Source organism: Methylobacillus pratensis (assembly GCF_054072455.1).
This window is the reverse complement of sequence record NZ_JBSUSR010000005.1, coordinates 152,316-165,742: the sequence shown is the minus strand read 5'-3', so window position 1 is coordinate 165,742 and position 13,427 is coordinate 152,316. Positions and strand designations below refer to the sequence as shown.

The following is a 13,427-nucleotide window of genomic DNA, read 5'->3' as shown; positions in this document are numbered from 1 at the left end:
GCACCTAATCCATGGATATCGTGCTACGCCGCCGCGCAATTTTTACCGGGCTCAGGCCGTTTCTCAACGACGAGGAGTTGCTGCCTGCGGTGGCGCTATGGGAGCGGGAATATGCCGGGCAGCCGGTCTTCGCCCTGAGCGGATTCATCGCCAGGTGCTGCACCAGGCCGGCGCTCAAGGCGCAGCGCGGCCAGATGCTGCGTGCCGTTATCGGCGCGATGGAGTTGCCTGAAGGCCAACTTCTGCCGGACCCAGGTGCCCAGTCAGGCAGCGTGGCAACGGCGCAACGCACGACAAGCTTGAGCGCGGATGATAAAACCAGCATGTTCGTCATCCTGCTGCAGGCCATGCTATTGCTTGTCGACCCGGCATTGCAGGGCGCGGTGCGCAACCGCCTGCTGCAGCAGCTCGACAGGCAGAAATTCGAAGGCGTGCGCCAGCAGGAATTGCATGAATGGCTGGCGGGCCATAACCCCGCGCTGCCCCATAGCTATAGCCTCGACCTGCTGCGGTCGTTCATCAACCAGGCCTATGTCGTGATGTGCGAAGCCCTGGGGCCGGTCAGGGCTGACCAATTATTGGCACAGGCGATCCGCCAGGCCGAGATTCAAGGACAGCACCTGAGTTTCAAGGTGCATGATTTGTTGTAGATGAAGAGGCCAATAAAAAAGGGAGCTAATGCTCCCTTTTCAATATAGCCAATCGGTCTTACTTCACGCGGTTCTTGTATTCCAGCGTGCGGGTGTCGATTTCGATCTTGTCGCCGATGTCACAGAACAATGGCACTGGCAGTTCGAAGCCGGTGTTGATCTTGGCCGGCTTCATGACCTTGCCGGAAGTGTCGCCCTTGACGGCTGGTTCGGTGTAGGTGATTTCGCGTACGACGGAGTTTGGCAGCTCGACGGAGATGGGCTTGCCATTGTAGAACACCACTTCGCACTCCATGCCGTCTTCCAGGAACTTGAGCGCGTCTTCCATGGTTTCCGCTTCAACTTCGTACTGGTTGTATTCGGAGTCCATGAACACGTACATGGGGTCGGCGAAGTAGGAATAGGTCACTTCCTTCTTTTCCAGCACGACCACGTCGAACTTGTCATCAGCCTTGTAGACTGCTTCGCTCGGGGACTCGGTGAGCAGATTCTTGAATTTCATCTTGACCACGGAGGAGTTGCGGCCCGATTTGCTGTATTCGGCCTTCAGCACGACCATGGGGTCGTTGCCTACCATAAATACGTTGCCTACGCGAAGTTCCTGAGCTGTTTTCATGTGATGTCCTGGGACTTAAAAATGGTGAAGTGTAAAAAGTCGCGCATTATACCCGAAAATTAAAAAAATTTCTTACAGTAAATCACCAGCTTAGCGGCCAAGTCGGTTTGTTTTGTACATGCCTGGGCATAGTCCTGGGCCTGCCGCTGCCACCCGGGCAGGGCGGTGAGCAGCGCCTGCCAGGCCGAGGCGGTGAAGCCGGACCGGTTCCATGCGCGATGGGCCGCCATGATGTGGATCGCCAAGTCTGACGGACTATCTTGACAATAGCGTTGCAGGAAGGCTTCCAGCTTGGCGAGGTGGGCGTCCTCCGCTTGCAGGTAGGGCTGCCAGATCATGGGCTTGCCCGCCCATAATGCTCTGACCCAGCTGTCCTCGCCGCGCACGAAATTGAGGTCGCAGGCCCACAGCAACTGGTCGTAGCGGTCCTGCGGGAGAAAGGGGACGGTGGCAATCCTGAGCCCGCCTTGATTTTCCTGTTTTTCCAGCCAACGCATGGCATGATCGGCAACAGGGCCGTGGGGAATAATGCAGAGGACCGGCTTATCCGCTTCCGCCATGGCTTCCAGCAAGGAATCCACCGGCGCATGCGGGTAGCAGAACAGGCTGACGGTATAAGCATGCTGCGGCATGATGCCCAGGCTCTGCCAGAAGGCCGCCTGCAAGGCCGGACTCTGCTGGAAGCGCGCGCGTTCTGCCAGCAGGCGGCCTTCGCGCAGCAATCCGCCGGAGGCCGGGCTGAACCCGGGAAAGAAGAAGTGCTTGGTCAAGCTAAGCTGCGGGTGCGGGGAAGGCCGGGCATGGAAATCGTCCACCCATTGTTCCGCGCTCAGGTATTCTAGGTTGACCCATACCGGCCGGGCATCCTGCATGGCGCGCAGGTAGGGGTCCGGCAATGCGCAGCCGAATGCCTCGATCACGACATCGGCAACATCCGCTTGCGGGAATGGCGCAGTCCAGTGGCGGATTTCCACGCCAGAGATTTCCTGCGACGCCAGTGCCGGGTCCAACCCCTGGACCAGCTTGGCGGCGATTTCGGGCCGGTCTATCCACAGCCTGACTTTTATTCCGTGCTCGTGCGCCAATTGCCTGGCCAGGCGCCAGCAGACGCCGATGTCGCCGTAGTTGTCGACGATGCTGCAAAAGATGTCCCAGCGCATGGCGTCAGTCAGCCTTGCCCGGGTGCATGGTAGCTCACGTCGACGACCTCGAAGCTTTCTTCCCCGGCCGGCGTCTCCACGCGGATCACGTCCCCGGGCTGCTTGCCGAGCAGCGCGCGGGCGAGCGGCGATATCCAGCTGATATAGCCCTTGCCCGGCTCGAGTTCGTCCTGGCCGACGATGCGGTAATGGTGCTCGCTGTCCTTGTCGATGGAGTAGAGCTCGACCCATGCGCCGAAATAGATTTTCTCCAAGTCCTGCTGCTGCGCCGGATCCACGACCACGGCAATGTCCATGCGCTTCATGAGGAAGCGCAGCCGGGAGTCGATCTGGCGCAGGCGCTTCTTGCCGTAGATGTAATCGCCGTTCTCGCTGCGGTCGCCGTTGCTTGCCGCCCAGGCGACATCGCTGACGACCTTGGGGCGCTCAATTTTGTAGAGTTGCTCGAACTCGTCCTTGAGGCGCGCATAGCCTTCCGGCGTAATGTAGTTTTTCTGCTCTGCCATAGGCTCGCAAATTAGGCGGCAAGGCGCCGGCTGTCAAGCGAGCCGGTGTGAAAAGCCGTAGCCATTGCATGAGCATGAGCTTTGGAGGTAAGCTCAACCCTGCCTTGCAGGCAAGGCAGGCATCATCAATTTATATAACAGCAACAATAAATTAAGGGAGTCTCATGATGAGTGGGGAGCAAAAAACGCCTGTCGTGTTCACAGGCAGGGCGGGCGAGTATTTCGGCATCTGGATCGTCAACCTGCTGCTGAGCATCCTGACATTGGGTATTTATTCCGCCTGGGCCAAGGTGAGGCGCAAGAAATACTTCTACCAGCACACCTTTATCGACGGCGTCGCCTTCGACTATCACGCTTCACCGGTCGCCATCCTCAAAGGACGCTTTCTTGCTTTCGGCTTGTTCGTCCTGTATTCGATCAGCGCCGAGATTTCTCCCGTATTGTCCGGTGTGTTTATCATTGCCTTTATTATCTTCCTGCCCTGGATCATTGTGCGCTCGTTGACCTTCAACGCGCGCAACTCTAGCTATCGCGGCTTGCGCTTCGATTTCAAGGGCAGGCTATGGGACGCAGTGCTGTATTACATCTTGTTGCCGATACTGATGGTGCTGACGCTGGGCCTGCTTTACCCCTTCATTTCCCAGCGGCGCAACCGCTTCCTGGCCGAAGGGCACCGCTTCGGCAGAACCCCCTTCACTGCTGGTTTCAAGGTGAAGGACTTTTACTTCGCATACCTGAAAGCCTTACTGCTGCTGGTGGGGCTTTTATTGGTGGCAGGTCTGTCTATCGGCTTGCTGAACGTCAATAAAGCCGATGGCTGGGCTCGGGAAAGCATGCAGCAAGCCATCGTGCCCTTGATATTCATCTACCTGCTGATCCTGACTATTTGCGGGGCCTTCCTGCGCGCGCGTTTGCTCAACTTGGTCTGGAACGGCACGCGCGTCAAGCATGTCGGGTTCAACGCCAACCTGCGCTCGCGCGACCTGGTCTGGCTCTATGCCACCAACCTGTTGCTGATCGTGCTTTCGCTCGGCTTACTGACGCCATGGGCGCAAATCCGCACCATGCGCTACCATGCCGAGCGCCTGAGTCTGGTGGGCGAGACCGATTTCGCGCATTTCGTCGGCGAGAAAAAGGCGGAAGTCAAGGCCGCGGGCGAGGAAATTGGCGAGATGTTCGACGTCGAGCTTGCCCTGGGATAATTCCAGGAACATTGGCCTGTCATGCGCGTTTTTGAAGCGGATTATTTTGACGGCATCACTGCCGATGCTAAGCCGGTGCTGGTGACGCTTGAAGTGCAGCACCTGAGCTTTGGTATCGGCGGCGAACCCGAGCGTTTCCTGCTCGCGGCAATCCGGCCGCAGGCACCGGTAGGCAGCGCCAGGCGCGTCATCGAGTTGCCGGACGGTGGCCGCCTGGAAACGCGGGACCATGCCGCCTTCGACAGCTTGCGCCTGCCTGCGGGCAACCATTTCTGGCGCCTGCTGCATTTCATTGAAAACCACCTGGCCTGGGTGCTGTTTGCATTGTTGCTGGCCGTGCTCGCCGGCTGGGGAATGATACGCTACGGCGTGCCGCTGGCCGCGGAGCAGGTGGCGCGCATGGTGCCTGCGGGTACGGAATCCGGCCTGGGGGAACAGGTGCTCAAGGCCATGGACCACAAGTACGGCTATTTCAAGCCGACCAGGCTGAAGCCCGAACGCCGGCAGGCCTTGGAACAGGCCTTGGCTGCATTCTGCGCCCGCCAGGAAAGTTGCCCGTCCCATCGGTTGGAGTTCCGACGCGGCGGTGACATCGGCGCCAATGCCATGGCACTGCCGGGCGGCATCATCGTGGTCACCGACGAGCTGGTGGCATTGAGCCGCAGCGACGACCAGGTGCTGGCCGTGCTCGCGCACGAACTAGGGCATGTGCAGCGGCGCCACTCCCTGCGCCACGCCTTGCAGGCGACATTGTCGGGACTGGTGCTGGTAGCGCTGACCGGCGATTTCGACGCGCTGGCCTCAGGCCTGCCTGCAGTGCTGTTACAGCTCAATTACTCCCGCAGCATGGAAACCGAGGCCGATGCCTACGCCCTGGCAACATTGCGGCAAGCCTGCATTCCTCCAAGTGCATTTGCGGAAATACTGACCACCCTGCAACGCCAGGCCAAGGGCGGCAGAGTGCCGGAGATGCTTTCCTCGCATCCCGATACGGCAGCGCGTATTGAGCCTTTCAAGAACGGTTTGCCCGCAGATTGCGGAATTGAAGCAAGAGCGGCAAACTAAACCTCCTAGCAGTGTTGTTCTGCTTGCCGTATCACCATAGAACGTCTGGCCAGGATCGCTTCGCTGAGCCTTGTTGGCCGCGCTAAGTCCTCAATGCCGATGCATAATCAAGTAAAATCCCGCTGATGAGTACCGACCACCTAATTCTTTGCGCCACGGCGCGGCTGGCGCGTGCATTGCAGTTCGACCATGCCAGGGCGCAGTCGGCCCGGGGCATGAAGCAATGGACGCTGTTGAACACCATGACGGTCAGCCAGTGGCTGGACGCCTTGTTCGAGGAAGCCATGCTGACGGGCGGGCTGGACGTGCAGCAGGCGCCGCAGGGCGTGCTGAGCAATGTGCAGGAGCGCATGCTGTGGGAGGTGGTGATCAAGGATATGCTGGCAGCCGAGGTGGCTGGCGAGTTGTTCGACGTCAAGGGGCTGGCAGCCATGGCGCAGGAGGCAAACCAGTTATTGCTGGAGTGGCGTTTGCCTTTGCCCGATGCCGGGTACAGCGAGGAAACGCGCCAGTTCCTCGCCTGGCGGCGCGAGTTCGTGTCACGTTGCAGGCAGGGCGGCTGGATGGAGGCCGCGCGTTATCTTGATTGGCAGATCGACATGCTGGCGGACGGAGCGGGGCGCCTGCCGGATAGGATCGCGTTCGCGGGCTTTGACCGTATTACGCCGCAAATGGCGCGGTTGCGCGAAGTATTGCAGCAGCGCGGTGTCGATGTGCTGCTGCACCACACCGGGCTGGCTGAGCCAGGCCATGTCCGGCGCGTGCTGCTGGCTGACCAGGAGGCGGAGTGTCGCGCCGCCGTTGCCTGGGCGAAACGGCAACTGGCCGAAAAGCCCGGAGCGCGCATCGGCATCGCGGTGCCTGAGCTGTCCAAGCTGCGAGGCACGCTGGCACGCTTGCTCGACGATGCGCTTCACCCCTCATGGGTGCGGCCTGCCATGGTGGAGGCGCCGCGGCAATATGATTTTTCCCTGGGGCAGCCCTTGCACCGGGAGCAGGTGGTGCAGACTGCGCTTGAGCTGCTGCGGTTCTTCAGCCAGTACAGGCACCGGGACAAGGTAGAACAGCAGGATTTCTCCCAGTTGCTGCAGCAACCTTATTGGTCGCATGCCGTGACCGAGGCGGATGCCCGCGCCCAGCTGGATGCGCGCATGCGGGAATGGCTGCCGTTGTCCATCAATATGCCGCGCCTGGTGCGATTCATCCGGCGCGAAGCGGGCAGCGAGAAGGCGCCATTGTCATTGTCCGGCTTGCAGGCGCACATCAACGCAGCGCTGGACATTCTGCAAAGCCAGTCCGGCCAGCAGCTGCCCTCGGTCTGGGTCGACGTCATGCAGCGTACCCTTGAGGCGCTGGAGTGGCCGGGCAAGCAGCGCAGCCTGTCCAGCTTCGAATTCCAGGCCATCCAGGCTTTCGACAAGATCTTGCAGGCGCTGGCTGCGCTGGATGTGCTGCAGCAGCCGGTCTCCTTTTCCCAGGCATTGGCAAGGTTGCGCGAGCTGGTGCAGGAGCAGATCTACCAACCGGAAGCGGAAGGCGAGGTACGGCTGCAGGTGATGGGGATGCTGGAAAGCGTCAGCGAGCCGCTGCACGGCTTGTGGGTGATGGGCATGAATGACCATAGCTGGCCGCCGCCGCCGCGGCCCAACCCCTTGCTGCCGGCCGCGATGCAACGCCAGCATGGCGTGCCCAACGCCGATAGTGCTGTGCAGGCCGCATTTGCCCAGGTGATCCATCAGCGCCTGCTGCATAGCGCCCGTCACGTCGTGTTCTCGAGCGCAGCGCGCGAAGGCGAGCGCGAACTGCGCCTGAGCCCCTTGGTGCAGGCGATTCCGCTGCAGGACGATATGCCGGAGACCAGCCAGAGCCTGGCGCAAATGCTGGCTGAACATGATGCCAAACGAATTGAGCAGCTGGATGACCGCCAGGCGCCGCCAGTCGCGGAAGGGGAGCATATCTCTGGCGGCACCGGCCTGCTCAAGGCGCAGGCGGTTTGCCCGGCCTGGGCCTATTTCCAGTACCGCTTGCATGCGCGCGCGCTGAAGACTCCTGTCAACGGCCTGGATGCGGCAGAGCGAGGCACGCTCGTGCACCTGGTGCTGGAGCATTTCTGGCGCGGGAGAGGCCTGCACGACCTGCAGGCGATGGAAGAATTGCAACTCGAACAGGCGCTTGCCGAAGCCGTGCAGTCCGCCTTGGCTACTTATATGGAAACCTGTGGCGAAGTATTGAGCGACGCATTCGCCGGGCTGGAAACCATACGCTTGACCCGTTTGCTCAGGGGCTGGCTGGCCTTGGAGAAAATGCGCGAGCAGCCGTTCACCGTGCTGGCGAGCGAGCAGCAGCAGAAAGTGGTTATCGAAGGGGTGGAGATCACCCTGATCATCGACCGCATCGACCGCTTGGAAAACGGCAGCCGCATCGTCATCGACTACAAGACCGGCCGCAAGCCCGATACCCGCAACTGGGCGCAAAACCGCATCACCGAACCGCAACTGCCGGTCTATGCCGCGTTCGTGCTGTCATCGCCTGACCCGGCAGATGCGGGAGCAGGCAGCACGGGCGGCGACAGCGCCGAGGTCTCCGCTATCGCCTTTGCCATAGTCAAGCTGGAAGAGCATGGGTTTGCCGGGCTTTCCAGCGAAAACGTGCTGCCGTCGATGCCGGTGCTGGACGACAAGAAGACGCGGGAAATCTTTCCCGAGGCGGATTTCCCCGATTGGCACAGCGTGCTGGCGCACTGGCGCGGCAGCATCACCGCGGTGGTGGATGAGTTGAAGCGCGGCGAGGCGTCAGTCCTGGTGCAGGACGAAAAGGAGCTTGCCTATTGCGAAGTGTTGCCCTTGCTGCGCCTGCCGGAAAGGCGGCTGCAGTTCGAGCATATGCAGCAGGGGGAGCAGCAATGATGCAAGCGACGGGCCAAGCCTTGGATTTGCTGGAGCTGGACCGCGTCAGCCGCGAGCGGGCGCTCGAGCTGGCGTCCTTCATCGTGGAAGCGCCTGCCGGCGCCGGCAAGACCGAGTTGTTGACCCAGCGTTTCCTGCGCCTCCTCACCACCGTATCGGCGCCCGAGCAGATCATTGCGATCACCTTCACCAACAAGGCGGCCGCCGAGATGCGCTCGCGCATTCTCGACAGCCTGCTCATGGCAGCGGGCGGCGACATGCCGCAGGCGGCGCACAAGCAGCAGACCTTCAGGCTGGGAGTGGCGGCATTGCAGCATGCGGCCAGCCTGGACTGGCAGTTGCTGGACAATCCCTCGCGGCTGAGGATTTTCACGATCGACTCCTTATCCGGCCACCTGGCGCGGCAGATGCCGTTGTTGAGCCGCTTCGGCAGCCAGCCTGCGATCAGCGAGGATGCCAGCGCGCATTACCGGCTTGCCGCCGAGCGCACGCTTGCCCTGGTGGATGAAGACGGCCTGGGCGAGGCGGTAAGGCTTGCGCTGAGCTATGTCGACAACGACGTGCAGAAACTCACGGGCCTGCTGGTTGATATGCTGGGCAAGCGCGACCAGTGGCTGGATTACGCCAACCACGGTGACCTGCAGCAGGCTGCCGAGCGGGCGCTGGAGCACTTGATCGCCCAAGACCTGCAAGCTGCTGCCAACCTATTGCCGGGGCGCTTGCAAAGCGCCTTGATGCCGGTGGCGCGGTATGCCGCCGACAACCTGGCCTGCGACGTACCCCAAGCCTTGTTGCTAGATTGGGAAACGCCATTGCCCGCCGCGCCGCAGGCATTGCCGGCATGGCTGGCGCTTTGCGACTTACTGCTGACCGGCACTGGCACATTGCGCAAGACAGTCACCGTCAAGAACGGCTTTCCGCCCACGCCGGAATCCAAGCCGTTCAAGGAGCAGTTTGCCGAGATCATTGCCACCTTGCAGCAGAGCTTGGGCGCGGAAGCAGCCTTGCAGCGCCTGCGCAGCCTGCCGTTGCGGCAGGACGGGCAAAGCTGGCAGATGGTGGCGGCGCTGGCGCAGTTGTTGAACATCGCCGTGGCGCAATTGTGGCTGGTGTTCCAGCAGGCGGGAGAGGTCGATTTCGTCGAGGTGTCGCAGCGCGCGTTACGGGCATTGGGCAATGAGGACAATGCGCCCAGTGAGCTGGCCTTGAAGCTGGATTATGAGATCAGCCATTTGCTGGTGGACGAGTTCCAAGATACCAGCCCGGACCAGGTCAAACTGTTGCAGCGGATGACGCAGGGGTGGACGCCCGGTGACGGGCGGACCCTGTTCGCCGTCGGCGACCCGATGCAGTCGATTTACCGCTTCCGCAAGGCCAACGTCGGCCTGTTCCTCGAAGTGGCTGAGGAGGGCATAGGCGAGCTGCGGCTCGAGCGCCTGCAGCTTTGCCGCAACAACCGTTCTTCGCCGCCCGTGGTGGACTGGATCAATACCACGTTCCGGCATGTGTTCCCAGCCGATGACAGCGTGGTGCAGGGCGCAATCCGCTACCGCGAGTTCGTGGCGACCCGCGAGCATGAGGCGGGTGCCGGCGTGACGGTGCATCCGTTGATCTGCGGAGCGGACGAGGACGCCGAGGCCCTGCGCATCCGCGAGGCGGCCGAGGTGATCGAGATCATACGCAACACCTGGGCAAGCAAGCCCGGCGCGAGCATTGCGGTATTGGTGCGGGCACGCGCGCATCTTGAAACATTGGTGGCGGAAATCCGCCGTCACCATCCAGAGCTGCATTTCCAGGCGGTGGAAATCGAGCAGCTTGCCGGGCGCCAGAGCGTGCAGGACCTGCTGGCCCTGACCCACGCATTGCTGCAGCGTGCCGATCGCGTCAACTGGCTGGCGATATTGCGCGCGCCCTGGTGCGGCCTACGGCTTGCCGACCTGCACGCATTGGCCGGGCGTGAGCGCTATCGCACGGTCTGGTCATTGTTGCATGATGCCGGCTTGCTGGCCGCGATGAGCGAAGACGGCCGCCAACGCAGCCAGCATGTGGTGCACGTACTGGCGGAAGTCCTTGGGCAGCAGGGACGCATGCCCTTGAGCCGGTGGCTGGAGAGCGCTTGGCTGATGTTGGGCGGCGCGCAATGCCTGTGGCAGCCGGGCGATATTGCCGACGTGGAAGCCTTTTTCTCGCTGGTGGACCAGCTTGACCAACAAGGTCGCTTCAGCCTGGAGCGCCTGGTGCAGGAGGTGGAAAAACTCTACGCCGCGCCGGATGTGGCAGCCAACGGCCAATTGCAGTTCATGACCATCCACAAGTCCAAGGGTCTGGAATTCGATACCGTTATCTTGCCGGGATTGGAGCGCCGCCCCCGTAACGGAGAAACGCCATTGTTGCTGTGGGAAGAAGTGGCAGTGGAGACCGAGGTGGGCGTCAGCACCGAGCTGGTCACTGCCCCTTTCATTCCCAAGGGCGCAGCGGGGCGTGACGAACCCAGTCCATACAGCTATCTGAAAATGCTGGAAAAGGAACGCGCGGATAATGAAAGCGCGCGCGTACTCTATGTCGCGGCGACCCGCACTGAGCGGTGCCTGCATTTGCTTGGCAGCGTTACCCCAAATGCCAAGGGAGAGCTCAAGCCTGCCGGCGGCACCTTCCTTGATTTGCTCTGGCCGCATCTGGCGGGCGAATTCCTGGAAATCGTGGCACAAGATGCCCAGGCTGCGAACGACACAAGCCCAGGCCCGTTGCTGGCCGATTTCATCCCCAAGCTGCTCAGGGTGGCGCAGGCGGGGATGCCCGCCATCTATGCCGAGAGCAGGCATGAGGCCGTTGCTTCCGGCCAGCCGCACGGCGAAGTACCGGTATTGGGCAGACAGGCAGGCTTGGAGGCCCATATCGGCACGCTGGCGCATAAATATGTGGAAATGGTCGCTGCCGCCCCCGACCTTGATGACTGGCTTGCCCGCCTGCCAAGCCTGAAGCCTGCGATGACGCGCTGGCTGGTCCGGCAAGGCCATCAGCATGATGCGGCACAAGCGGCGGCAAACCAGGTGCTGCAGTTGCTGGAACTTACCCTGCAAAGCCGGGATGGCCGCTGGGTATTGTCGGCTCGTCCGCAGGCGGCAGCCGAGCTTGCTATCGGCCATGTCGGCGATGCAGGCTTCAAGCAGCAAGTCGTGGACCGGTGCTTTGTCGAGGACGGCGAGCGTTGGATTATCGATTATAAGTCGACACGGCTGCCTGCCGATGCGGACGCTGAAATGATATTGAATGCCGCTTCGGCGTACGAAGCCCAATTGGCCGGTTATGCTGCGTTGTTTGCGGATGAGGGAATCACGATCCGCAAGGCGATTTATTTCATGGCGTTGGGCAAACTCTGCGAGTTGCCTTGAAGGTGGAGGCAAGATTGACGAAATCATGACAAACATTGTCAGAATTTGGATGGATGTGTGGAAATTTTGTCATATCTGTTGGCATGGTCTCTAACCAAAAGCAGTCGTTTTAAATTGAAAATATATAATCGTTAACTTTTAAGATATTGAATTTTAAATATATTTATCAATTAATCCCTACTCTGGCATACTGTCGGCAAAGATTGGTACAGGGGTTGCTTATAGTAAAGCGAACGTAACCCCACTATAGGAAAACTGAAAGATGAAAACGAAGTTAAGTATGTTGGCAGTATTGGCAGCAATCTCTGCTCCGGCCGCTGCGGGCACGATTGATCTCGGGGTTGCTTCCAATTACAACGTGTTCGTGTTTGATAATTACCAAACCTCCCAGTGGGGCTGGAGCACGATAGGCGGCGCAGTGGCAGTGGGCGGCAATGCCAATTTGACTAATTCTGGAATTGCCAATTCCAATGGTAATGACTATGCCGCTGTAGTCGGCGGCAATTTGACGAAAACTTACAACGGCATCACTGGCGTTACCTGGGTAGGTGGCACTGTGAATGCCCCGCAATGGGATAGTTACAACAATTACAGCAATGGCGCTGCACCCATAGATTTTGCCGCAGCTAAGTCCAGCCTGAGCGCGCTTTCCAGCAGCCTGTACGGCACGACAGCGACTGGCAGTGTCGAATACAAATATGGTACTGGCGGTTATCTGACCGGCACCAACTCGGCAATCGAGTATTTCACGCTTAGCAGCAGCGATCTGGGGTCCATCAACAATTGGAACTTCAGCAGCATTGCTTCCGGCGCGACGTTGATCCTGAACATATCCGGCGATTACGCTGCATTGACCGCTGGCTGGAGCACTTTCGGCGACTATAATGTCCTGCTCAATTTCTACGACGCTACTACGGTTAACCTGGGCGGTATCAATTTGAGCGCGAGCATCCTGGCTACCAATGCCACGATTACTGGCGGCAGCGGTACAGTCAATGGTACCGTAGTAGCCAATAACTGGAACAATGCCCTGACTTTGGGAGCTAATAACGGGTTCGTGGCAATCACGACTGCAGTGCCAGAACCACATCACTACGCCCTGCTGCTGGCAGGCCTGACTGTTATCCTCGTGACAGCCAAGCGTCGTAGGAAGATGTTGACCGTGTAAGGTCTGACCGTCTGAATCCCGGGGGGGATAGAGGAGGAGAAAGGCGTGGGGTAGCATTACCCACGCTTTTTTCCTTTCTGGCGTTTGCGTTTCTCTATCCGTTTTGCCGGGATGCAGTCCGGATTAATGGTGGTCGTGCTGGTGTACCCGGCGGATGGCCTTGAAGTGGCGCCTGACGTACCACACGGCAAAGATGACGCCAACGACGACCAGCACGATATGGAACTGGTGGAAGTAAACCTCCAGCGACTCCCAGTGCTGGCCGAATTTCATGCCGGCATAAGCCAGCAGGAAGCACCAGATCAGGGAGCCGACGAAGGTATAGGCAATAAACTTGCCTAGATGCATACGTGCCACACCGGCAGGGAAGGCGATGAAGGTGCGCACAGCAGGCAGCAGGCGGCCGATGAAAATGATGATGTCGCCATATTTTGCAAACCAGCGGTCGGCCAGGTGCAGGTCGTGATGCGAGATCAGTACCCACTTGCCGTATTTCTCCACCAACGGACGGCCGCCGAACATGCCTAGGTAATAAGCGGGAATGGAGCCGACCACGCAGCCCACAGCCCCAGCCAGTGCCACACCCCATAATGTGAGTTCGCCCGTAAACACCAGATAGCCTGCAAACGGCATGATGATTTCGGAGGGCAATGGGATGCAGGCAGATTCGATCGCCATCAGCAACACGATACCGCCATAGCCCATGGTCGAGATGATGCCGATGATCCAGGCGGCGACGCTTGCAATGATTTTTTCCAGCAT

At 60.0% G+C, this 13,427-nt stretch carries 10 protein-coding genes; 6 read left to right on the top strand and 4 right to left on the bottom strand.

What is annotated here, in order from left to right:
• Positions 1-11: 11 nt before the first annotated feature.
• Positions 12-650 carry a hypothetical protein gene (locus ACW4YW_RS11710; RefSeq protein ID WP_457137709.1) on the top strand — a complete coding sequence of 213 codons (639 nt, stop codon included), beginning with the start codon at positions 12-14 and terminating at the stop codon, positions 648-650.
• Positions 651-708: 58 nt separating this feature from the next.
• On the opposite strand, the gene efp is transcribed toward ACW4YW_RS11710, so the two are convergent.
• From efp to greB, 3 genes are read right to left on the bottom strand one after another with little or no spacing between them, the layout of a single operon-like run.
• Positions 709-1,266 carry an elongation factor P gene (gene efp / locus ACW4YW_RS11705; RefSeq protein ID WP_457137708.1) on the bottom strand — a complete coding sequence of 186 codons (558 nt, stop codon included), beginning with the start codon at positions 1,264-1,266 and terminating at the stop codon, positions 709-711.
• Between the two features lie 59 nt (positions 1,267-1,325).
• Positions 1,326-2,426, bottom strand: coding sequence for an elongation factor P maturation arginine rhamnosyltransferase EarP (gene earP, locus ACW4YW_RS11700; protein ID WP_457137707.1), 1,101 nt, complete (start codon positions 2,424-2,426; stop codon positions 1,326-1,328).
• Between the two features lie 8 nt (positions 2,427-2,434).
• Entirely contained in the window at positions 2,435-2,932 is a 498-nt protein-coding gene (gene greB / locus ACW4YW_RS11695; protein ID WP_457137706.1) for a transcription elongation factor GreB, read from the bottom strand.
• A 164-nt stretch (positions 2,933-3,096) separates the two neighbouring features.
• Here greB and ACW4YW_RS11690 point away from each other — a divergent pair, with 164 nt between their 5' ends.
• The 5 genes from ACW4YW_RS11690 (at position 3,097) to ACW4YW_RS11670 (ending at position 12,665) form a co-directional block, all read left to right on the top strand.
• A complete protein-coding gene (locus tag ACW4YW_RS11690) occupies positions 3,097-4,134 on the top strand; it encodes a YjgN family protein (RefSeq protein WP_457137705.1) in 1,038 nt (345 codons plus the stop codon).
• A 21-nt stretch (positions 4,135-4,155) separates the two neighbouring features.
• The gene (locus tag ACW4YW_RS11685) at positions 4,156-5,199 is read left to right on the top strand and encodes a M48 family metallopeptidase (RefSeq protein ID WP_457137704.1); all 1,044 of its coding nucleotides are present in this window, start codon (positions 4,156-4,158) and stop codon (positions 5,197-5,199) included.
• 125 nt (positions 5,200-5,324) lie between these two features.
• Positions 5,325-8,105 carry a PD-(D/E)XK nuclease family protein gene (locus ACW4YW_RS11680; protein ID WP_457137703.1) on the top strand — a complete coding sequence of 927 codons (2,781 nt, stop codon included), beginning with the start codon at positions 5,325-5,327 and terminating at the stop codon, positions 8,103-8,105.
• Positions 8,102-11,497 (top strand): UvrD-helicase domain-containing protein, encoded by a 3,396-nt coding sequence (locus ACW4YW_RS11675; protein WP_457137702.1) that lies wholly within the window; start codon positions 8,102-8,104, stop codon positions 11,495-11,497. The genes ACW4YW_RS11680 and ACW4YW_RS11675 overlap by 4 nt, the downstream gene beginning before the upstream one ends.
• A 262-nt stretch (positions 11,498-11,759) precedes the next feature.
• A complete protein-coding gene (locus ACW4YW_RS11670) occupies positions 11,760-12,665 on the top strand; it encodes a choice-of-anchor A family protein (RefSeq protein ID WP_457137701.1) in 906 nt (301 codons plus the stop codon).
• Between the two features lie 123 nt (positions 12,666-12,788).
• Here ACW4YW_RS11670 and ACW4YW_RS11665 read toward each other — a convergent pair whose 3' ends face one another.
• A complete protein-coding gene (locus tag ACW4YW_RS11665) occupies positions 12,789-13,427 on the bottom strand; it encodes a DedA family protein (RefSeq protein WP_457137700.1) in 639 nt (212 codons plus the stop codon).